Annotated in this window: 13 protein-coding genes; 5 read left to right on the top strand and 8 right to left on the bottom strand. The window is 61.5% G+C overall.

Annotated features, from left to right (window positions below; all coding sequences use genetic code 11):
* Positions 1–67: 67 nt before the first annotated feature.
* A complete protein-coding gene (locus IPV69_RS05235; RefSeq protein ID WP_390884379.1) occupies positions 68–1,012 on the bottom strand; it encodes a carbon-nitrogen hydrolase in 945 nt (314 codons plus the stop codon).
* Positions 1,013–1,227: 215 nt separating this feature from the next.
* Between IPV69_RS05235 and IPV69_RS05230 the strand changes: the two genes are divergently transcribed.
* Positions 1,228–3,708: a DUF4159 domain-containing protein gene (locus IPV69_RS05230; protein WP_206293861.1), complete on the top strand. Its 2,481-nt coding sequence runs from the start codon at positions 1,228–1,230 to the stop codon at positions 3,706–3,708.
* A gap of 10 nt (positions 3,709–3,718) precedes the next feature.
* Here IPV69_RS05230 and IPV69_RS05225 read toward each other — a convergent pair whose 3' ends face one another.
* The 4 genes from IPV69_RS05225 to murA form a co-directional block, all read right to left on the bottom strand.
* On the bottom strand, positions 3,719–4,246 hold the full coding sequence (locus tag IPV69_RS05225) for an NADH-quinone oxidoreductase subunit J family protein (protein WP_206293860.1): 528 nt from the start codon (positions 4,244–4,246) through the stop codon (positions 3,719–3,721).
* Positions 4,243–5,679: an NADH-quinone oxidoreductase subunit NuoH gene (gene nuoH, locus IPV69_RS05220; protein WP_206293859.1), complete on the bottom strand. Its 1,437-nt coding sequence runs from the start codon at positions 5,677–5,679 to the stop codon at positions 4,243–4,245. Before nuoH ends, IPV69_RS05225 begins: the two co-directional genes overlap by 4 nt.
* A gap of 206 nt (positions 5,680–5,885) precedes the next feature.
* Positions 5,886–6,632, bottom strand: coding sequence for a cytochrome b/b6 domain-containing protein (locus IPV69_RS05215; protein WP_206293858.1), 747 nt, complete (start codon positions 6,630–6,632; stop codon positions 5,886–5,888).
* Positions 6,633–6,965: 333 nt separating this feature from the next.
* Positions 6,966–8,276, bottom strand: coding sequence for a UDP-N-acetylglucosamine 1-carboxyvinyltransferase (gene murA, locus IPV69_RS05210; protein ID WP_206293857.1), 1,311 nt, complete (start codon positions 8,274–8,276; stop codon positions 6,966–6,968).
* Positions 8,277–8,736: 460 nt separating this feature from the next.
* Here murA and IPV69_RS05205 point away from each other — a divergent pair, with 460 nt between their 5' ends.
* A complete protein-coding gene (locus IPV69_RS05205) occupies positions 8,737–9,981 on the top strand; it encodes a PQQ-binding-like beta-propeller repeat protein (RefSeq protein ID WP_206293856.1) in 1,245 nt (414 codons plus the stop codon).
* Between the two features lie 177 nt (positions 9,982–10,158).
* On the opposite strand, the gene IPV69_RS05200 is transcribed toward IPV69_RS05205, so the two are convergent.
* Both IPV69_RS05200 and IPV69_RS05195 read right to left on the bottom strand, forming a co-directional pair.
* Positions 10,159–10,587 carry a hypothetical protein gene (locus tag IPV69_RS05200; protein WP_206293855.1) on the bottom strand — a complete coding sequence of 143 codons (429 nt, stop codon included), beginning with the start codon at positions 10,585–10,587 and terminating at the stop codon, positions 10,159–10,161.
* A 135-nt stretch (positions 10,588–10,722) separates the two neighbouring features.
* Positions 10,723–13,338: a glycoside hydrolase family 15 protein gene (locus IPV69_RS05195; RefSeq protein WP_206293854.1), complete on the bottom strand. Its 2,616-nt coding sequence runs from the start codon at positions 13,336–13,338 to the stop codon at positions 10,723–10,725.
* Positions 13,339–13,759: 421 nt separating this feature from the next.
* On the opposite strand from IPV69_RS05195, the gene IPV69_RS05190 reads away from it, so the two are divergent.
* Positions 13,760–15,334: a hypothetical protein gene (locus IPV69_RS05190; protein WP_206293853.1), complete on the top strand. Its 1,575-nt coding sequence runs from the start codon at positions 13,760–13,762 to the stop codon at positions 15,332–15,334.
* A 97-nt stretch (positions 15,335–15,431) separates the two neighbouring features.
* Here the strand turns inward: IPV69_RS05190 and IPV69_RS05185 are convergent, their stop codons facing one another.
* A complete protein-coding gene (locus IPV69_RS05185) occupies positions 15,432–19,220 on the bottom strand; it encodes a DUF6537 domain-containing protein (protein WP_206293852.1) in 3,789 nt (1,262 codons plus the stop codon).
* Positions 19,221–19,731: 511 nt separating this feature from the next.
* On the opposite strand from IPV69_RS05185, the gene IPV69_RS05180 reads away from it, so the two are divergent.
* Together IPV69_RS05180 and IPV69_RS05175 are read left to right on the top strand one after the other, a co-directional pair.
* Positions 19,732–20,418, top strand: coding sequence for an ISAs1 family transposase (locus tag IPV69_RS05180; protein WP_206290838.1), 687 nt, complete (start codon positions 19,732–19,734; stop codon positions 20,416–20,418).
* The gene (locus IPV69_RS05175; protein ID WP_206292843.1) at positions 20,415–20,891 is read left to right on the top strand and encodes an ISAs1 family transposase; all 477 of its coding nucleotides are present in this window, start codon (positions 20,415–20,417) and stop codon (positions 20,889–20,891) included. The genes IPV69_RS05180 and IPV69_RS05175 overlap by 4 nt, the downstream gene beginning before the upstream one ends.
* Positions 20,892–21,257: the final 366 nt, after the last annotated feature.

Here is a 21,257-nt window from a genome sequence, read left to right as displayed (position 1 = left end):
CAAAGCGGGCGAGTCAGTGACTCGCCCGCTTTGCCAATTTCAGGCCCGCCCGGAGGTCCAGAGCCGCTCATAGCGACTGGTCGACGAATCGCTTGGTCATGTTTCCATATGCGTCGACGCGACGGTCGCGCAGGAACGGCCAGTGTGTGCGACTGAACTCCACCTTCTCCAGGTCGCACGGCACCACCAGCACCTGCTCCTTGTCCACGCTCGCCTTGGCGGCAATCTGGCCGTTGGGCGATGTCACGAACGTCTGTCCCCAAAACTCCAGCCCTTCCTCGCTCACCCGACTGCCGGCGGCATCGGTCACATGCTCGTGGCCGATTCGGTTCACAGCGCAAACATAGCAGCCGTTGGCGACGGCGTGACTCCGCTGGATAAGCTCCCAGCTTTCGTGCTGGGCCTTGCCATACTCAGCCTTCTCGCTGGGGTGCCAGCCGATCGCCGTCGGGTAGAACAGGATCTCCGCTCCCTGGATTGCGGTCAGCCGTGCGCCTTCCGGGAACCATTGATCCCAGCAGATCAGCACGCCGATCTTTCCGTGCTTTGTATTCCAGGTGCGGAAGCCCTGGTCGCCGGGCGTAAAGTAAAACTTCTCGTAAAAGAGCGGATCATCGGGAATGTGCATCTTCCGGTACGTGCCCATGAGCGAACCGTCGGCGTCGATGATCGCCGCGGTATTGTGGTAGAGCCCCTGTGCGCGCCGTTCGAAAAGACTGGCAATAACGACAGCTTTGTACTTCTTGGCGATCTTCTGGAATGCCTGCGTGCTCTCGCCGGGAATGGGTTCGGCTAGCTTGAAAAAGCGGTGATCCTCGCTCTGGCAGAAATACAGACTCTTGAAGAGCTCCTGTGTGCAGATGATCTGTGCGCCGTTCTTGGCTGCTTCCTCCACCAGCTTGAGCTGGCGACGCAGGTTGTCCCTCGGATCGTCCGAACAGGCCATTTGGGTCAATCCGACCTGGACGACCGGAGAGCTGGATAGACGCGGTTTGCTCGTGTTTTTCTTCATGGGAAGCAGATAAACGTCGCACGGGATCGAAAGTTCGCCGCAGCCCGTTCCCGGGCCAGCATTTCTGGCAGATTTTTGGCGATCTTACTTGCATCGCGCTGTGCGACAAGAAGGCCGATGAGCCACCTTCACATTCCGCTGGCGCTTGGACTAAAGTGTTGTTAACGAGGCGACGCCGCGGGTGGTCGCCGCGGCAGTCGGACAGGAGCGAGCGAATGAGGATCTCCGTCATCCATTTATCTGTCCGCGCGACGTTGATGATTCTGGCAGCGACATGGTTCGTCATGCCGGATTTCGCACGGGCCGCTTCCCCGCAGCAGGTCAACGCCGCCGTAAGCAAGGCCGTCGCGTGGCTATATGCACAGCAGAAGCCAGCCGGGCATTGGGAGGACAATCCCCGCCGTGATCCCGAGGCGACCCATGGTGCCGCGGCGACGATGGACGGCCCCACGCACGGCGGATGGACGGCAATCGCCACTTTTGCGTTGCTCGAGGCCGGCGAGAAACCGACCGATCCGCGGTTGGCCAAAGCGATAGCCTTCCTGCGTACCGCCGACCTTCGAAGCGTCTATTCGATCGGCCTGCGGTGCATGGTGTTCGCCAAGCTTCCGCCGACGCCCGAGAATCTCGGCGTGCTTCGCGCCGACGCCGACCGCATCCTCGCCTCGGCCATTCCCGAAGGCCGCGGAAAGGGCCTCTGGGATTACGGCGTCGCGCCGATCGGAGGGAAGCGCTCCGAGACAGGCACATTCGATCACAGTGTCAGTCAGTTTGGCGTGCTGGGGCTCTGGGCATGCTCCAAGGCCGGTATCGAGATTCCCCCGGCCCGCTGGCGCGAACTCGAGCAGATCTGGCGGTCGAACCAGAACGTCGGGGGCGGCTGGTCCTACAACGGAATCGCGCTACCTGACAACGGCAGTTCTACACCCGGCATCACCGCGGCCGGCATCGCAACGCTGCTGATCATCCAGGACAGCGTCGGCGCGGCACCGCTGACCAGCGGTGTGGCGACCGGAGCGGGTGTCGCGGCGACGACCGACCTGGCGATCGTGCGCGGCTTGGGCTGGCTCGACAAGAACTTCGATCGCCTCCCCCGCGAAGGCGCTTACGCCCTCTACGCGGCCGAGCGGATCGGCACCGCCGGCGGCTACCGCTTCCTCGGTCGGCACGACTGGTACCAGATCGGGTCGGACCGTCTCCTGGCCAAGCAACTCAAGAATGGAAGCTGGGACACCAGCAACGCCGAGGTCGCCAGTACCGACGTGTCCGAAACAGCGCTGGCGGTGCTGTTCCTGGTACACGGTCGGGCACCCGTGCTGATCAGCAAACTGAACTACAGCGCCGCGCCCAACGGCGTCAGCCAGGATGCCGGTTGGAACCAGCGCCCGCGGGATGTTGCCAACCTTGTCCGCTACACGGCAAACTCGGCCGAGCAGCCCTACAACTGGCAGATCGTCGGCTTTAACTCCTCTGTCGATGAAATGCTCGATGTGCCTGTCACGTACGTGTCGGGTTCCAAGCCTATAGTCCTGCTCGAACGCGAGCGGGAGAAGCTGAAGCTGTATCTCGAAGGCGGCGGCATGCTGATGGCCAGCAGCGAGGCCATGCCGATCGCAGGCGCGGCCGGCAGCGACGCGTTCAGCAGGTCGATCGTCGAACTCGGCCGTCGGATGTTCGGATACACCTTTCGCGAATTGCCGCTGGACCATCCGATTTTCACCGACCAGCAATTCCGTCCGAAACAGTGGCTTGAAAAGCCGGTGGTCTGGGGCATGAGCAACGGCGTTCGCGAGCTGATCGTACTGCTACCGCTCGGCGATCATGGCCGTTCCTGGAACTTTAACAGCCTCAAGAACGATTCGGTCAAGTTCGAAGTCGGGGCTGACATTCTGCAGTACGCGGTTTCGCGCGAGCGACCCCCACCCAAGGGCCAGACCCATGTGATCAAGCCCCGATACCTGCTGGAGATCGCGACGTCGCAACCCTCTACGAATCCCGCGACCTTGCCCGGCGTTATTCCTCCTGAGATCAGCGGGACCGCTGCCCCCACATCGCCCGAAGGGCAGGAATACCTGCGAGTGCCGTCCGACGCCCGACGGATGACCGTCGGCCGATTGAAGATCGGCGATAACTGGGATCCCGAGCCAGGGGCCTGGCGAAGGCTCTCAACACTTCTTGCCAACGACTTCAGGTTGTTCGTTGAAGTCAAAGCCGTCGAACCCTCCCCCGCACAGCTTGCCGGCGTCAAACTCTTGCACTGGACGGGCACCTCCCGCGTGACACTGACCGACGCTCAACGGAAGGCAATCGACGGGTTCATTAAGGGGGGCGGAACGCTCGTGGTTGACGCGGCAGGGGGCTCGACCGACTTCGCCGATTCGGCATCCGCCGAACTCAAGGCGATTTTCGGAACGACAGGTGCCCTGCTGGCCGGCGACGATCCGGTCTACCGGTTGCGTGAAGCGAGGATCGACAAGTTCGAGTACCGGCGGTTCCTGTCCAGCCGTGTCACCGGAAAGCTCAACTCGCCGCGAATGATGGGGATCGATCGTGCCGGCCGAACGATCGTGTTCTTCAGCCGTGAAGACATCACCGGCGGCTGCGTCGGGCAGAACACCGACGGCATCGCCGGCTACAGCCCGGCGACCGCAACTGCGATCATGCGTAACGTGTCCCTGCTTGCGGCAAAGAGGTGATCGGCGGGAACTACTTCCTGGCCTTTGCCAGGTAGGCCGCCCCGATCATGACCGCCAGCAAGAGCACGCTGACCAATTCGAACGGCAACAGGTACTCGCCAATCAAACTGACCCCGAGCGACGTCATCGGGTAGGGGGCTTGACCGTCGATGGCTCGCGGTGCGATCCCGCCCGGCGGACCGCCGTAAGGTATCGCGAGAATGACCGTCGCGAGCAATACAACCGCCAGGGTGATGGCGGCGGCGATCTCGGCCCGGGTGGCCGAGAACTGGGCAAACGGCGAACTGCTGGTGAGCATGACACCGAAAACGATCAGGATGAGTGTCCCACCGACGTAGACGACCAACTGCACGGCGGCAAGGAACTCGGCATTCAACAGGAAGAAGATCCCGGCAACGCCGACGAGAGTGAACATCAGCGCGACAGCCATCCGCACGATGTTCCGACTGACGACGACCGCGATCGCCGAGCCGCCGGCAATGACAGCCAGCATATAGAACAGTAGCACCTCGCTGAGCGGTGAAGCGGCAAGTGTCATGTCAGCACCGCCTTGGTCTCTGCGGTCGGTCCGGAGGGCTTTTGCACTTTCGCAGGTGCGGGGTCAATTGGGGCCGGTTCGGTCAAACGCTGCTTGAGATTCCGACCGGTGACGAAAGCGTGTGCGATCCACGCCAAGACCGTGGCCACGAGCACAACGCCCGCCGCCGCCAGCACGCTCTGGGTGGCCAGCGCGCCATACGCTGTCTTCCAGGCCTCCATTGTAAACGGCATGTAGTCGCGCCACGGGACGCCGGCCTGGCCGGGAATCAACAGGGCCCAAATTGCCGCCCCCAGGAGCAGGACGCAGGACAGCGGCAGCAATACCTTCACGCAGACATACAGCACCTGGTCAATCCGAGGCCGCGGCAGGGTCCAGCGGATCCACATCTGTATGTAGATCAGGATCGCACACTTACCCATGAACACGCCGACGCCAATCAGATTGACCGCGACCAGGCCGAAGCCGTTAGCGCCGGCAGGATCGTGGAGAAAATGATGGTGGTAGTAGCCGAGCAGCCCGAACGGATCGTTCCAGCCGCCCAGGAACAACGCCACCTGAATCGCCGAGACGACAAACATGCCGGCGTACTCGGCGAAGAAGAAGAAACTGAACCGCAGGCCCGAGTACTCGGTGTGATAACCGGCAACCAGTTCGCTCTCACTCTCGGGCAGGTCGAACGGGGCACGCTTGTTACTCGCCAATGCGGCGACGAAGTAAACGAAGAAAGCCGCGAACACGAACGGGCTCTTAAAAATGATCCAGGTGTGCAGTCCGCCCGACTGGAGGTGCCCAAGATGAACCAGATTCATTGAGCCGGCCGTCAGTACGGCGGTGATGATCGCGAGGCCCAGCGGGATTTCGTAGCTCACCATCTGGCAGGCTTCACGCATGGCCCCGTACACGGCCCATTTGTTGTTGCTGGCCCAGCCGGCAAGGATCACACCCAGAACCTCAACCGACAGGATCGCGAGGATCCAGAACACGCCGACCGCCAGCCGAGGCTCAAAGGTCATCTCCGGCCCGAAAGGCAGTGCCAGGAATGAAACGAACACCGGTACGAATGCCAGGTATGGGGCCAACCGAAACAGCAGGTGATCCGCCGCCTTGGGGGCGAGGTCTTCCTTGGTCAGCAGCTTTACGCCGTCGGCGATGGATTGGAGCAGGCCGACCGGCCCCACGCGATTGGGTCCGTGGCGGCTCTGAATGCGCCCGGCGACCTTCCGCTCGCCCCAAATGCCAAGCAACGCGGTCAACGAGATGATGCCGATGAACACGGTTGCGATCAGGAAGAGGCCGAATGCGACATCGGTCCACGGATTCAGCGGCAAGCCGATCCGCTCGAACACCCAATCGCGCATGGAAAAAGCAAGGTCATTTGTGGGGGCTGCGGCGACGCTTCCGAGCCAGGATTCGATGAGAGGAAAAGGCATCGCCTAGGTGGAAAAGAAACTGGCCATCAGCCGGCACGACTTCCGGTCTGATCGCCCGGCGAAGGTTTCGGTGTTGTAGTGCATGCCGGGACAGAGCGTCAAGAACGGGCGCATGGCGTGACACCGCTTCCAGGCAGTTGCGGCGCGATCGAGCGGAATGACGCATCGACAGGTACTCAGGATCTGAGCGTGGCACGATGCTGAGTCTAGTCGTCGTTTCCCGGCTTGTGCTGCGTTGGTCCGTTCTCCCCCTCGACCTCTCCCAGGTGAATCACGATTCCAGTCATCGGAACCGTCGTCCGTCGTGCCGCCACGTCGTAGTTGCGAAAGAGTCCTGCGGCGAGCACTGAAACCACCACCATGAAGATTGCCGCGCTGATCGGTGCGGCCGATTGAATCGATTCGCTCGCTTCTCCCTGCTTTGTCCCGATGAACATGCTTGCCGTGATGTTCTCGCGGAATCGAATGGTGTGAATCAAAACACCGGCGACATGAACGACCACGACGGCAATAAGGCCATAGGCCGCAATCGAGTGGATGTCCTCGAACGCTTCATTTCCTCCTCCCATCAGCAGGCCGGTTGTCGCGATCAGCAGCACCAGAGCGAGCATAAGAAAGATGGCATAGCTCGAGCCTGGGTTATGACCCAGATGTCTGACTCCGCCGCCCGTCGCAACGCCCTTCATGTATGCGATCACGCTCAGCGGACTGAACAGAAAGGAACAGAACTTTGCATATCGTGTGCCCGCCAGTCCCCAGGCAATGCGCAATAGAACGATCACCCCCAGAATCACGCCGACAAGCGAGTGGTAAGGAAACAACGGGCTGTCTTCACCCGCGAACTGAGCAATCCCGAAGGCGGCGAGAACGCCGATCGCCAGCATCCAGTGGAAAAGTCGAGTGGGCAGGTCCCAGATGAGAATTCGGACCATTAGAACTTCCTTGATGGCCAAGGCCGGACTCTGTTGACGACTGGAGTACCGGCAACCATCCGAAGCGACGACCCAGCGGTTCGCCAAAGTTCAGTCGGATTGACTGAATACTTCAGGGCAATCGTCGACGGACTTGGCTTAACCGATGAGGTTGCTTCGCTCATCCACTCGGGAGACGCCTGCGGTCTTCAAGCCCGATATGACATCCAAGCCGAACGGGCCTGCGGGCGACTGTATGCTAAAAGAGAAGTGTCCATCGCGACGTCATCGCGATGGACACTTTGGTTCAATTTGCCCAACGCCACACACGACAAAGTGTCGACGGCGAATTGGTTTAAACCGTGAGGGCGGAGCCTACCGCTCGCTGACGCGCTCGATATCAGCCCCGACGGCCTTAAGCTTCTGCTCGATCTTCTCGTAGCCGCGATCGATGTGGTACACGCGATCAAGCCGGGCCTCGCCGCGGGATGCCAAGCCGGCCAGCACCAGTGCGGCCGAGGCTCTCAGGTCGCTGCACATTACGGCAGCACCCTGGAACTCCTTGACGCCCTGAATGATCGCGGTCGGACCTTCCTTGCGGATACGGCCGCCCATGCGGTTGAGCTCGCCGACATGCAGGAAGCGGTCGGGGAAGATGCGTTCGGTAATCACACTCATGCCATCGCTCAGACAGAGCAACGCCATGAGCTGCGCCTGGAGGTCGGTCGGGAAGCCGGGGAACGGCTGGGTCGTCATCTCAATGGGCGTCAGCCGACGGCTTGACGCGACGAAGATCGTACCGTTCTCGCGGGTGATCTTAACGCCGACTTCGTCGAGGCGGTCCTGAACCGCGATCAGGTGATCGAGGTTGCAGTGCTTGAGTTCGAGCTCGCCGTTGGTGATGGCGGCGGCCATCATGAACGTGCCGCATTCAATGCGGTCGGGAATGATGCGGTGCTCGGCACCTGTCAGTTTCTCGACGCCTTCGATGCGAATCTCAGGCGTGCCGTGACCCTTGATCTTCGCGCCCATCTTGATGAGCAGGTCGGCGCAGTCCACCACTTCCGGCTCACACGCCGCGCCGACAAGGACGGTTTCTCCCTCGGCTAGCGCCGCTGCGCACATGACGTTGATGGTGCCCAGGACGGTTGGTCCCATCGCCCCGCCGAGGTACATGCGGCAGCCCCGGAGGCGTCCGCCAGGTACCGTACCGACGATGTTGCCGCCTTCGGTCCGGAACTCGGCACCAAGCTTCTGCAGACCGCGGACGTGCAGGTCCACCGGGCGATCGCCGATCGCGCACCCGCCGGGAATGCTGACCACGGCCCGGCCGCGCTTGGCCAGCAGGGGGCCGAGCACGCAGATGCTCGCCCGCATGGTCTTGACGATGTCGTATCGGGCTTCGCTGATGCGCTCGTCGCGGACCTCGATGTCGAGGTTGCCATTGAGCGGCGGCATCGCGCCTTGAGGGGGTTCCGTCGGTTCGTGCCGGTAGACGTGAACGCCCAGTTCGCCGAGCAGCTTGACCATCGAGTCGATGTCGCTGAGGCGCGGAACGCTCTTGAGAACGGTCTTGCCCTCGGCCAAAAGGCACGCGGCCAGAATCGGCAGCGCGCTGTTCTTGGAACCCGAGATCTCGACTTTGCCTTTGAGGCGGTTACCACCGCGGATGAGGAAGCTATCCATTGCCCAAGCCATCCTTGGCTGCCGAAACGGGAGGGACGTGGAGGCGTCCGAGCCCGAACCAGCAACCGATACGAGCCGCCGCAGGTGAGTGAGACGTCAACGACGAGCCTCACAACGCTGCGACTCTTCGGTCTATCGGCCGCTCCATCGGCCGGCGATCAGTCTTAGCAGGCTGCCGAACACCCCGGTGGCACACTCGGCCAAATGCAAAGTGTGCGGCAGGGGCAATGAATCGTTATCGAGCCTGATCAATCGCGATACGATTCAAATAATCGGCCGGCTCGGCTGAGACCCGGAGGGCCTCGCCTTGCCACGCAGATTGTCACTATTCAGCTTGACGGATGCAAGCGGGGCGAAGGTTCTGTGGATAAGGTTCCAGAGGGCATTGCCTGGTCGGCGTCCAAGTCGGGATTGCCCCCAATACTGCAGTCTTGCAAGCAATTGCCTACAATCCCGCATCATGGCCAAACCCTTTTCGCTCGTCATTGCCTCCGCGCTTTTCCTCCCCACGCTGGCAATCGCTGCCGAAAGCCCGACCTGGCACCAATGGCGCGGCCCCTCACGTGACGGCCGCGTCGCGCCGGCGTCGTTCGAATGGCCTGACAAACTCGGCGGACTCAAGGAGGTGTGGCGCGTCGCTCTGGCAGACGGCTACCCGTCGCCGGTTGTTACCGTGGATAAGGTCTTCACAGCCGAGTCCAAGGGCGGCAAAGAGCTCGTCCATGCCTATGACCGCGCCACCGGCAAGGAGCTCTGGTCCTTCGACTGGACGGGGCAGATGACGGTCCCATTCTTTGCCATGAAGAATGGAAGCTGGGTGCGGTCCACGCCGGCGTTCGACGGCACCTCGCTTTATGTCGGCGGCATGCGCGAACTGCTCGTGAGCCTGGACGCCGCCACCGGCAAGGAGAACTGGCGCGTCGACTTCGTCGAACGGTACAAAACCCCCGTGCCGACATTCGGCTTCGTCTGTTCGCCACTCGCGACCGACGACGGGCTGTACGTTCAGGCCGCCGGGTCCTTCCTGAAACTGGAGAAGGCCACCGGCAAGGAAATCTGGCGGACCCTCGTCGATGGCGGCGGCATGGAAGGCAGCGCCTTCTCATCCCCCGTGCTGGCAAAGGTCGCGGGGCGGGACCAACTCATCGTGCAGACCCGCAACCTGCTGGCCGGCGTCGACCCTGCGACGGGCAAGGTCTTGTGGCAGAACAAGATCGAAAGCTTCCGGGGCATGAACATCCTGACCCCCGTCATCTTCGGCGATGCCGGCATTTTCACCAGCACCTACGGCGGCGTGACCCAGTTACTCACCCTCAAAGCCGACGGCGATGCGCTGACAACGGCCCAGGCGTGGAAGCTGCGGATCGAGGCGAACATGAGCACCCCGGTCGTCATCGACGGCCATGCCTATCTCCACCGACGCGACAAGCGATTCAGCTGTATTGACCTGGCAAGTGGGCAGGAGAAATGGACCGTCAAGGCCGGTTTCAGCGACTATGCCTCGCTCGTTACCGACGGGAAAAATGTGTTGGCCCTGGATTCGAGCGGCGAGTTGATGCTCATCAAGCACAACCCGGAAAAGTTCGAGCTGCTCGATCAGAAGAAGATCAGCAAGCAGGAAACGTGGGGACATCTGGTCGTTTGCGGTGACGAGATCTTCGTCAGGGAGCAGCGCGGGCTGCTCAAGCTCAAATGGGATAAGTGAGGCGAGGCGAGCGTAGTTCGCGAATGAGCGCGATTTGCGGTCGCGTAGTCAGGAGCGCGAAAAAGCCCACGGACCGCAGTCCGTGGGCTTTTTCTTTAATCGGGTTGTGTCCCGCACTGCGGATGTCGAGTCTCTGAGTCGTGATCCGGCGTGTTCCGTCCGACTACCGACCCCCACTCATTTGCCGTCGACCTTCGCCTGCGCCGCGTCTATATCCTTCTGCAGCTTCTCGATCTTCTTGTTGTACTGATCGTTTTCCTTCTCGATCGCCTTCTCGGTCGTCTTGACCTTCCCGTTCTGGCCGGCGTCGGTTGCCGTCTTCAACTCGCCGTTCAGCTTGGCAAGTTCAGCAGTGTGCCGATCCTTTTCGGCCTGAAGGGCGGCCTTGGCTTCATCGAGTTGCTTCTGCAGCACGGCCGGATCGCCGGCGGCCTTGTCCGCCAACCCCTTGGCGATGTCCTTCTGTTTCTGGATCGCTTTCTGGGCCTGCTCGCTCTGATTGTCCTTTTTCTTCTTTTCCTGGGCTGATACCGGTGCGACGAGGGTGACCGCTACGACCATTGCAAGGCCGGCCCGAAAGGCGCTCTTCAGTCTCGACGAGTTCATGACTACCTCCGCATGGCTTACTACTGACGCGGCTCCCCATATCGGCCGCTATTGTCTAAGACAGTGACGCACGAAGAACGTCAGTGTTTCGCCCATTCTACCTCGTTAACCGTCAGTTCGTCGCAGGCGCCACGATTATCGGCCCACGATCGGCAGTTTTCGCCCGTTGCCCTTTTTTGCCTCGGATGGGCTCGGCGTCTTCCCGTGGCTGGTTCCATCGAACAATTCATCCAGCGGCGTCAGGACGGGCCCGTCGTTAAGGCTGGCGGTTTCCGCATCGCTCAAGGAGATCCCATCCTCGGGCGTTACGCTCAGTGCGACCACCTTCGTCGGGCAGACGTCCACGCAGGCGCCATCCATGTCGCACTGGTTCAGGTTCCGCAGATCAACCAGCGCCTTCTGCTCGACCATCCGCAGTACGCCCTTGTCGCAATGCGCCACGCACACGTCGCAGCCGATGCAATCACGGGTGTCGATCGAGAGGGTCAGCCGCAACGACTTGCCGGTCTTCGGATCGGGCACCACCACCCGCCCCGACGGGCTGGCCATTTCAAGTGAACTGTCGTCTTCGGACTCGAAGTCCGCGTCCAGACGGTTGAAGACGGCCTGGTTGCGCACTTCGACGCTGCCGCGTTTCCGGAGCCGGAACATCGGATGCTGGCAAGTGTCGCAGAGTTGAGCCTGCTCGAGGGCCTCGAGGTACTTGATGACCGTCGCGACCACCGTCGCATGGCTCCATGTCAGCGGGGCGACACTCAAGGGCTCATTCGTGTACGGATGCACCTGCTCGGCGAGCACGCCGGATTCCAGGGCATGGCCGGCGGCCCATTCCAGGATGGGGATCGCCATCTTCAAGTCGGCAGTGTTCTTGGCTCGGGAAATGTGGTAGTCGGCGAGCCAGAGCGTGCAAATGAACCAGGGATTGCCCGGCACGCTCGCGATGTCGTCGCTGATGCGGTGGTAGTAGTCGTTCTCGTAGCGGGCGATGCCGCCGACGCGGGTCTTCACCCACAGCTTGGACTCGACCGCGCGCATCGTGCTGACGACGCGGGGGTCGTCGGCGTCAAACAAGTGGAACTTGTAGATCGCGTAGAGCGAGGCATCGACGGTCTCGTCCACCTCGTAGACCTCGTCGATCGAAGGCTCATATGCCAAAGGCTGATCTTCGTGATAGGTCGGGCTGTCCGGCGGTGCCTGCATGTCCTTGGGGACCAGTCGACGGACGAAGCGATTGAGCTTGGGGCTGAAAAGGTACTTGGCGGCGCCGATCTTCATTTCTTCGGCAGCCTTGGCGTAGTTGGCGGCACGCTCGCGGTCGCCAAATGCGACGGCGAAGTTGTGCGCGGCTTTCAATCCGCCGTACACAGTGGCGACGGTAAACGCGTGGACGCCCCAGCGTTCTTCCCACAAGTCGTAGCTGGGCAGGGGCAGTCCGGTTCGCGGGTCGCGGTACCGCACCATGAAGTCGGCGGCCTTCTGAACGACATCGACCCAGAGCGGGCGGATAAACTCGATGTCGCGGTAACGGAAGTAGTGCCGCCAAAGGGCCCAGACCACCAGCGCAGTCTCGTCTTCCTGGATCGGCAGTACGCGGTTGCCTTTAAGCACCCACGGGTGCCAGGACGAAGCGGGTGAGCCGTCGGGGTTGTACTTGTGAAGGAAGTAGCCGTCTTCGGTGATGACCTTGGCGCAGAAGGTGTAGAACGAGCGCGCGATGTCCGAGAAGCCGGCCAGGTCCAGGGCATTGGCGACGAGAGCGCCGTCGCGCGGCCACATGTACGAGTAGGTGTCCCGAGCGAACTGCATGATGTCCGAATCGTTGGCGGCGATGATTGCACCGCCGTTGTCGATCTGGGTTCGCAGAACCAGGAGCGACCGCTTGAAGGACTCGACGACCTTGGGCGGCAGGTTACCGAAGTTGATGTTCGTTCCGCCGACCCACAGCCGCCAGTAGCCACTGGTTCGGTCGATGACGCCCTGGGGATCCATCCGCAGCAGCCAAGAGTGCATGTCCACAAGTTCGCCGCGACTTAGCCCGGCGATCATTGCCATGTAGATGACCTTCTCGCCTAGGGGCGGGACGGCGACATGGCAGGCGCAGGTCGAGTCGACCGCGCCCTGTGCGATCGGGTTCCCCTGAAGGTGGCCGTCTTCCGCGTCACGCCAGGTGCCTTCGGCACCATGGAAGCCGGCGGTGCCGGTGGCGTATTCGTCGATGCCTTGAGCACCAATCGTGTCGGCCGAAGATCCCTCCGGCGCCGACCCGAAGAAGGTCACCAACACGTAGCGGTTGGCCCGGTAGTGGACCATGCTCCGCAGATCGGGATCGTAGTAGGCCGTATCGCCTATCTTCGCCCCGAACATGTTGAAGTCCTGGTTCGCGAAGACTTTCACCATGCGACCATGGTTCGCGAGGTTCTTGATCTTGATCTTTCGGACCAGGATGTTTCGGTGGAAGTCGACACAGTCGTTGCAGTAGACCACTAACTGCAGTTCGGGGTGCTCCAGGCTGACGCTGGTGGTGAGCGTGTCGCGAAGATAACGCTGACGGATCTGCCAGCCGGGCGAACTGGTCCAGTACAGTGCGCTGCGGCCCTCGCCGGGGACGTCGGTATGGACGCCGAAGCGAAACGGGTTTCCGCCTGCATGGTTCTCCTGCCCGACGTGGGGGTAGTAGAAGTCGCGGATCTGGTACTTGTCGTCGAAAGTAACCAGCATTCGTCCGTTGCCGACTGGAATATCGCGAGGCATAGGCGTTTGCTTTCGTCAGGGCGTCGAATCGAGGTGTCGCGCGAGCGGGCGACTGGTCGGGTTTTCCACTACGCCGGACCTTCCAGCGCGCAAGGAACCTGTACTGGTTATGTCGGCGGCGCGGAGAGGTGGCTTGAAGATTATCAGGCCGGAACAGAAGGAAAGCACGGCATTTGTGTCACTTCCAGCTCCGTTCATCACCCACTTGCCGCGGGCCGTCGAGCAAGTCTTATGCCAGCAGGCTCGCCGGCTGCGCCGGACGCATCGACAGACCGAAACAGGGCAGTCGCCCAGATCGGGCGGACTTCTCCGAACCTCTGTTGCCGGTCGAACACTTGGGATGTCTCAAGATTCTTGTCGAAATATTTCGACAGCCCGATAAGATCGGAGCTGGAAGTCGCTCATTCAGCAGGAGTTCACCATGCGTCGCCTCCCAGTTTCGATCGCAACCGCCATCGTCGGTCTGATGACTGTCGCGTTTGCGGCAACGGTCAGTGCCGCACCAAAAGACATCTCCGGCATTTACGTTAATGAGCAGATCACCCTGATACTTCGGGGCGACTCGACCGGCAACTACACCGGCACGATCGCGGTCGGCGGGAAGTCACATCCGCTTGCGGGCGTGTATACGGAAGCGTCCGGCCTGCTCGGGGGCTTCAAAGTCGACAATCAGTCATTCGACATCTCGATCGACGTTCAGGACGACGGAACACTTCTTCTCCAAAGCGAAAAGAAGCGACACATTCTCAAACGCAAGGAAGTCGCGGCACCCGTCGAACAGCCGGTTCCCCAACCGCAGCCCGCCCCAGCCAATCAGCCCGGGCAGATCACCCCGAATGGCCAACCAGCCGCCGGGGGTCCGGCGCTTCCTGCGTTCATGAAGACCGGCTATCGCATGTATTGGAGCACCGGCCGTTCAACGACCAACGGCGCAAGCCTCGTTCCTGACCCGAATGGCTTTATCGAGAGGAATGGCAAGCGGTACAGCCTTCGGGGCCATAACGGCCGAGGCCAGGAGAGCATGCAGACGGTCACCGTTCAGGAGGCGACCGAGAAGGGCATCCTCGCCGAGATGCGGCTCTTCTCGATCGACGCCAACCTACAGGGCAAAGTGATCTCCACCGGCGGCATCAGCCTGGTTGCGGGCAATCCGGTCGCGCTTGGAGACTATTGGATGAACCCGGCGGTGCTGGCCCAGATACCCCAGGGCCGCGAAGTGGACGGCACGACGACCGTTCGGGTTCGCTACGCCGCACTCGGCAAGGAGTTCAACGCCATCGCCCTTTTCCGCACCAATGGCGACGGCTCGGCAAGCCTCACTTACGACCTGGATTCAGGCCTGCTGTTGGCGGGCTATCGCTGCGACCGCGCACCGGACTTCGCGGTTCAGAGTCCCGACGGCACTCACCACTTCAACGGCTCCGTGACGATCGAGCGGTTCAACCTGCTGGGCGCACGAAGCATTGACTTCGCCGGCGCCAACCAGGACGCTCCGGCCTGGGCGGTCAAAGGCTTCACGATGGAGTTCCGCGGCGGATATCGTCTGGAAATGCAACAGCAGGGGCCCTACGCACTGCCCCCGCAGCAAGGGTTCCCAGTCGCGATGAGTTTCGCCTTCCAGGGCGGCACCAAGAAGACGGCGGTCGCGCAGTTCTCGATGGTAAAGAACATCGATCGCGGCGGACTGAATGACGGCGGCCAGGGCATGCGATGCTTCGGAGGGGCGATGTACTTCGGCGCGCTCTGGATGTCGCCTGGTGTGATCCAGAAACTCCAGCCGAACGCCGTCCTCGACGAAGACCGCATCACCGGCTACCGGACGATTTTCGCGGGTGTTCGAGGCGGCGTTGCCGTGATCGTCGAGAAGGGACCCAACGAGAGCACGGAATGCTACTTCGACGTGCAGTCCGGCATGCTGGTGGGCTGGAAGAACGGGCTGCAGATGATCCCCGGCGCCACACAGGTGACCGAGATGCAACTCGTGCGACGTCAATAGCTGGCCAGCTCGCGAGACGAGCAGGGCATTCGACAAACAAAGCCGGCCCATCGAACGATGGGCCGGCTTTACTTTACTACAGAGCCGACAACGACACTTAGACTTCGACGCGTTCGGCCGCCGCCGTCGCCAGCACGTCGCGGTTCAGGTGCAACTCGGGGCGATGCACAGGCAGCGGACGCGACATCTCTGCTTCCACCCACTCCCGCGCCTTATCCTGCTTCGGATAACGGACTTCGCGGTAGCCAGTCACTTCCTCAGGCGACTTCAGTACCTTCAAGGCCCGCTCGTATTCTGCCGGAGAACCCAATGCCACGCGATCGAGCAGAGCGATGTACCAGTCGCGGAACGCGACCTCACGCTTATGCCACCCTGGTAGTTTCCGCCACCACTTCATATGGCGGACGAGCTTGAGCTGCCAATCCCGCGTCGTCAGCTTCAGCCGAATACGCCAGGGGCCGAGGTTGAACTCGGGGCTGGTGTGATGGCGGTAGACGAGCTTGTCGCCGTTGGCTTCATCGACATGGTACTTGGCGACGTCGCGAACGTGCTTCTCGTACCGCGTGAGCAGGTACGAGACGTACACTTCGTCCTTGATCAGCATCACTTTTGCGAGGTTCCAGATTGCGGCGACAGTGACGCCATAGTCACGTCGGGCATCGTCGCGCTGGTACATCTTCCGGATCAGCGCGATGTATTGCAGCGCAAAAGCGTCGTTCTGGTACTGGAACAGGTCGTAGATTCTCACCGCGAGGTCGTACTTGGCCTGATCGGGCAGGTTCGGCATGGATAGCGCCGCGTCCGTGACAAGCTTCTCAAAGGTCTCTCCCCACCACTGGGCGTTGTACCGCTTGGTCTTGCGGAGAATGCGCCCCTTGTTGGTGACCACCTGCTGCCAGGTTACAGGCTCCGGACGGCTCGGCAGGGCCCGGCCGTCGAGGGCCAACCGCCGGCCGATGTTGAACGCCTTGAGATTCTTACGGAACTCCCGGCGAATCGAATCCTTGATCGCCCAGGCAATGCTGTGGAAGCTGACAGGAATCAGCCCGAGCTGATAAGCCACGCCCAGCATCATGATATTGACGTAAAGCTTCGACCCCAGCCGCTGCTCGCAGATCTCGGAAAGGTTGCGGGCATACACCTGGCCGGGAAGACAGTGATCGGCGATCTCCTGCTTCATGTGCTCGGGATCGAAGTCTTCTTTGCCCAGAAGGGTGTAGACGGTCGGCTGCTTGTGCAGGTTGAGAACCGCCGACGTCTTGTCGATCGACGCGATACGGAACTGTTCCCGAGGATCGATCGCCCGGGCGGCTTCGAGGATGTCCACGCCCAGAAGCAGGTCTGCCTTGCCGAAGGGAATGGAGCCGGTGGTGCCAGTGGGTGTAGTAGGCGCTGAGTGCTGAGTGCCCGGCTTTCCTTCCAGCTTCCCGCTCCCAGCTTCGCGCTCCTCGTCCGCTTCGCGGATGAATGAAATCTGCGAGTACACACCGCCGTTGCGGATCGCCAGCCCTTTTTTGTCCTGGAAGAGGACGTTGTAGCCTTCCTTGTGACCGGCGCGGACGAGGATGGCGTTCACTACGCCGATACCCATCCCGCCGACACCGGACAGGTGCGCCCGCCAGGCGTCGCCGGGGTTGGTCAGTTTGTGCAGTTGTTCGGGGTCCGGGAGCTTGCTCAGCTCCATGTTCGGGAGCTTGTATCGCTTGCGCTTCGATCGGACGACCGTGATCTGCTCGAAGCTCGGGCACGGCTTGTGATCGCGGCCGTAGCTGTTGTTCACCCGGACGCGCTCGCACGCGCCGTCGTTCACGCACCAGGTCAGGTCTGTATCGACCTTACGGCCGTAGTCGGTGTTCACCAGCGTCAGCCCCGGGCAGGCCGTCTGCTTGGTGCACTCCAGGCAGTGTTCGCACACTTCCGGGGTGACGTTCATGTGTGTCTTGGTCGGCAGGAAGCCGGTCTCTTTGACGGCCTTTCGCTCGTTCTTCAGTACCGTGCGCTGGTGCGTGATGCCGCATTCCTTGTCGGCGATGATGACTTTGACGCCGTCGGCGAGAATCGTTTTCTCAAGCGCCTGGCGGTAGTCGCTGCGATTGTCGGGTCGCAACTTGGTGACCGTCAGCGGGCTGGTGCCCTTCATCGCCCGGCAGATCGATTCGATGTCCTGGATGTAGGACTCGTTGCCGAGCAGATCGATCTCGGTACCGGGGTGCTCCTGGTGCCCGGTCATCGCGGTCGTGCCGTTCTCCAGGATGATAAACGTAATGTCCTGGCCGGCTTTGACCGCGTTGGAGATGGCAACCTGCCCGGAATGGAAGAAAGTGCCGTCTCCCATGAACACAAGCTGCTTGTTCGTGATGAACGAATCGACACCGCTGCCCGTTCCGGCGCCCAGTCCCATGCCACTGTAGTTGTGCATGAGTTGTTCGGTCGGCGCAAACATCAGCATCGTGTAGCAACCGGTGTCGCCGTGGGCGACCAGGTCCACCGGCGGCTTGCCGTGAACCTTCTGCATGTACTCGGCGCTCTTGAGGTCTTCGCGAAGCTGAAGCAGTGTCGCCGAGCTGTCGCGGTGCGGACAGCCGGGGCAGAACGTTGGCGTACGGGCGATCAGGCGATCGCTGACCACCTGCAGCTTCGGCTTGCTCGCCTTGCGAATGCGCTCCAGTTCGGCCGTCAGTCGGCCGTTGCGCAGGTGCTCGGGGATCTCCTTAAACGACTTGATCAACGGAATGAGCTTCTGAGCGAGCAGCGATACGCTGAGCCCGCGCACTTCGGGAATGCCGTTGGCTTCGGTTCCCTTGGCCGTCGGGAACTTCTTCCCGAACATCCTGCTCGTCAGCTCGATCGCCTCTTCGGCCGGCAGATCGCGGAACGCCGAGTCGCGGATGTTCTTCTCGAGGAAGCTTCGGCGTTCCTCAATCACAATCATTGTCGTGCAGAGCTTTGAAAACTCCTGGACCAGCCCAACGTCGGCAGGGTAGCTCAGGCCCATCTGCAGGATGGGGAACTGACCCGAGAGGCCCAGATCGGTCAGCACATGCTGCAGGTACGGCCCGCCCATGCCGGTGACGATGAAGCCGAGTGGAGAGGAGGGCTTCGAGGATTCAGGATTGTCGGACTTGGTCGCGGGGATGATCCTGTTCACGCCAAGCTTGCGCGCCGCGGCAATCGTTGAGGCAAATCGCTCGGGAGTCAGCAACTCGCGTTGCCAAGTCCGGGGCGGAAGCAGGACGCGGCCGAGGTCGACCTTCGCCGTTTCCATTTCGATGCGATGTTTCTGGGACAATTCGGGGAAGACGTTGGGCTTGCAATAGACGCTTCCGCCGCCGTCGGCCTGGGCCGTCGTGACGATGTACCCGATGTACATGCCCGCAGCCTGGCTGAGCTTGAACGAGACGTCGATCCAGTCTTTGACTTCCTGAATGGTCCCCGGCTCGACGACCGGCATGCGCAGGTGTTCGAAGAGAAATCGGCTGTCTGCGGGTACCTGGGTGCTGTCGCACCAGGGATCCTCTCCGGAGATCACGACGGCCCCGCCTTGCGGGTGGGCACCGGCGAGGTTTCCCAGGGCGAGCGCGTCCGCTGCCACATGAACGCCAACCGACTTCATCGCGATCAACCCGCGGACGGGAAGCATCTGCGATCCGTTCAGCGCGGCGGCCGCAAGCGCTTCGTTGTTGGCCTGAAAGGCGCGGATACCCTGTTTCTTAAGGATGTCCTGGATGTCACCGAGGACGTCAAAGAATCCGGCTACGGGAGAGCCGGGATAGCCGGTGTAAAGGTGGACACCACCTTCAACCTCCAGGCCGCCTTTGATGAGAAGTTCGTTTCCGGTGAAGACTTCACGCCCGTTGGACGTGAGAAAGCGGGGGTCTAGGCCCATGGACTATTGATCCCTCCGGACGTTAGCGGCGTAACGGGCCATAGTCGAAAGTGCTGCATGCGGTCGGGCGGAACCCGCCGCTGCAACATCGACGACCCATCACGGACGCGACCTCTGGACACCCGACGGGGTTCGTCGACGAGACCAGAGAGGTGGTCCGAGAAAAAGGAACTCTTGGTTCGGCCGGGAGCACAAGGCTAAATACGGCCTAACCGTTTGTCGCAATCGCCGCACGAACGGCCCGCTTACGCGGGTGACGAGAAGGGCGGCACGGTACTCCGATTATCGGGCCATCGGCCCGGGAGCAACGAGGGATTCTACCAATTAGTCTCATAAAGGCGAACGGGAATCATGAAATGTCGAACCTGTCGTCCGAGGGCAATCGCATCTCCTTTTGTCGATGGTTGTGTTTTGTACGGGTTGCGCTTTCTAACTTCTCTCGCTATCACTCCTTCACCGGTCGCGAAGCTTCGCTGGTAACAACTTTCATCTCCTGAAACGGAGCTTCGCCATGGATGGCCCTGCGACCAGTGGTACCCTGCGCGCGTTTTCCAACCTCCCCGATCCTCGCGGCTGCAACGTGATTCACAAACTCCACGACATCCTCGTCATCTCCGTCTGCGCCGTTATCTGCGGCGCCGACGGCTGGGTCGACGTTGAACTCTATGGCAAGAGCAAGCTCTCCTGGCTTCGAACCTTCCTGGATCTTCCCCACGGCATCCCCTCTCACGACACCTTCGGTCGCGTCTTCGCCAAGCTCCATCCCGACGCCTTCGAGCAGTGTTTCAACGCCTGGGTCGGCGCGATCGCACAGTCCGCCGGCGGACGACTGATCGCGATCGACGGCAAGGCCATCCGCCGGTCCTTCGAACACGCCTGGGCCAGGAACAACATGACCCACATGGTCAGCGCGTTCGTCGACGCCCACCGGATGGTCTTCGGCCAGGTCGCCGTGGATGACAAGAGCAATGAGATCGAGGCGATCCCGCGGCTTTTGGGCCTGTTAGACATTCAGGACGCGACGGTGACGATCGATGCCGCCGGCTGCCAGACGCAGATCGCCAGACAGATCGTCGATGCCGGCGGCAACTACGTGCTGTCGGTGAAGGAGAACCAGCCGAGGACCAGGCTTCGCCTCGTCCGACGCTGCACGCGAAGGTCAGGAAGCTGCTGGACGAAGCGATCCTGGGCGGCATGAAGGACGTGAGCCACGGCGTCCACGAGGAGTTCGACGCCGACCACGGCCGGCTGGACACCCGCAAAGTGTGGGTGATGGACGAAGTGCACTGGCTCGGCGACCTATGTCAGCAGTGGCCGGGACTGGCCGGCGTGATCGCGGTCGAACGCAAGCGGGAGGTGCTTGCCGGCAAGAGCAGCGTCGAGCGGCATTACTTCATCAGCAGCGTCGCAGGGACCGACGCCAGGGCGATGGCGGCGGCGATCCGCGGCCACTGGGCCATCGAGAACAAGCTGCACTGGCAACTGGACGTGAGCTCCCGCGAGGACGAGCGGCGGATCCGCAAAGGCTATGGTGCGGAGAACTACTCCCGGTTGTGCCGGCTGACGCTCAATCTTCTCAAGCGGGACAGGAGCATCAAAAACGGAATCCACGGGAAACGGTTAAAGGCAGGTTGGGACGAGCACTACCTGCTCCGTCTGCTAACGACCTGAACATGCAATCGCCCTGCCTGTCGTCCACGTTAGTTGAACGGCATGGGTAAACACCGTGGTGAAATCTCAGGTCTGCCGGATGCCGCTTCTGATGACATTTCTGGCGAGACCTCTCTTCTGCATCCAGCAGGGTTCTTTCTGGTGAACTGCCCGCAAGAGGGCACTTGTCTTCCGGACGACTTTTGCTTCCCAAACCCATACACAGATGTTAACGTCTTATGCGGCAGGGGCTTTGCGCCGGGATGCACGGATCGTCGATCGGTGTTTCGGGTTGATGCAGACTTGGAACCCCTTTGCCGATCGTCGTCCAAGACGACCCAGGGCATCTACGATCGTGGGTCTCTTCAGGGCTAGGCTTTGGCTCGA

Origin of the sequence: Humisphaera borealis, from assembly GCF_015169395.1 — a bacterium.
In the GTDB taxonomy this organism is placed as follows: domain Bacteria; phylum Planctomycetota; class Phycisphaerae; order Tepidisphaerales; family Tepidisphaeraceae; genus Humisphaera; species Humisphaera borealis.
The sequence above is the reverse complement of the archived record's forward strand: the minus strand, read 5'-3'. Positions and strand labels throughout refer to the sequence as shown.

What these genes read in the sequence shown, in the direction of transcription:
- nuoH (WP_206293859.1), bottom strand. Translation starts at nt 5,679, where the DNA reads ATGCCTTTTCCTCTCATCGAATCCTGGCTCGGAAGCGTCGCCGCAGCC.
- IPV69_RS05175 (WP_206292843.1), top strand. Translation starts at nt 20,415, where the DNA reads ATGAAGGACGTGAGCCACGGCGTCCACGAGGAGTTCGACGCCGACCAC.
- IPV69_RS05225 (WP_206293860.1), bottom strand. Translation starts at nt 4,246, where the DNA reads ATGACACTTGCCGCTTCACCGCTCAGCGAGGTGCTACTGTTCTATATG.
- IPV69_RS05185 (WP_206293852.1), bottom strand. Translation starts at nt 19,220, where the DNA reads ATGGGCCTAGACCCCCGCTTTCTCACGTCCAACGGGCGTGAAGTCTTC.
- murA (WP_206293857.1), bottom strand. Translation starts at nt 8,276, where the DNA reads ATGGATAGCTTCCTCATCCGCGGTGGTAACCGCCTCAAAGGCAAAGTC.
- IPV69_RS05235 (WP_390884379.1), bottom strand. Translation starts at nt 1,012, where the DNA reads ATGAAGAAAAACACGAGCAAACCGCGTCTATCCAGCTCTCCGGTCGTC.
- IPV69_RS05180 (WP_206290838.1), top strand. Translation starts at nt 19,732, where the DNA reads ATGGATGGCCCTGCGACCAGTGGTACCCTGCGCGCGTTTTCCAACCTC.
- IPV69_RS05205 (WP_206293856.1), top strand. Translation starts at nt 8,737, where the DNA reads ATGGCCAAACCCTTTTCGCTCGTCATTGCCTCCGCGCTTTTCCTCCCC.
- IPV69_RS05195 (WP_206293854.1), bottom strand. Translation starts at nt 13,338, where the DNA reads ATGCCTCGCGATATTCCAGTCGGCAACGGACGAATGCTGGTTACTTTC.
- IPV69_RS05200 (WP_206293855.1), bottom strand. Translation starts at nt 10,587, where the DNA reads ATGAACTCGTCGAGACTGAAGAGCGCCTTTCGGGCCGGCCTTGCAATG.
- IPV69_RS05230 (WP_206293861.1), top strand. Translation starts at nt 1,228, where the DNA reads ATGAGGATCTCCGTCATCCATTTATCTGTCCGCGCGACGTTGATGATT.
- IPV69_RS05190 (WP_206293853.1), top strand. Translation starts at nt 13,760, where the DNA reads ATGCGTCGCCTCCCAGTTTCGATCGCAACCGCCATCGTCGGTCTGATG.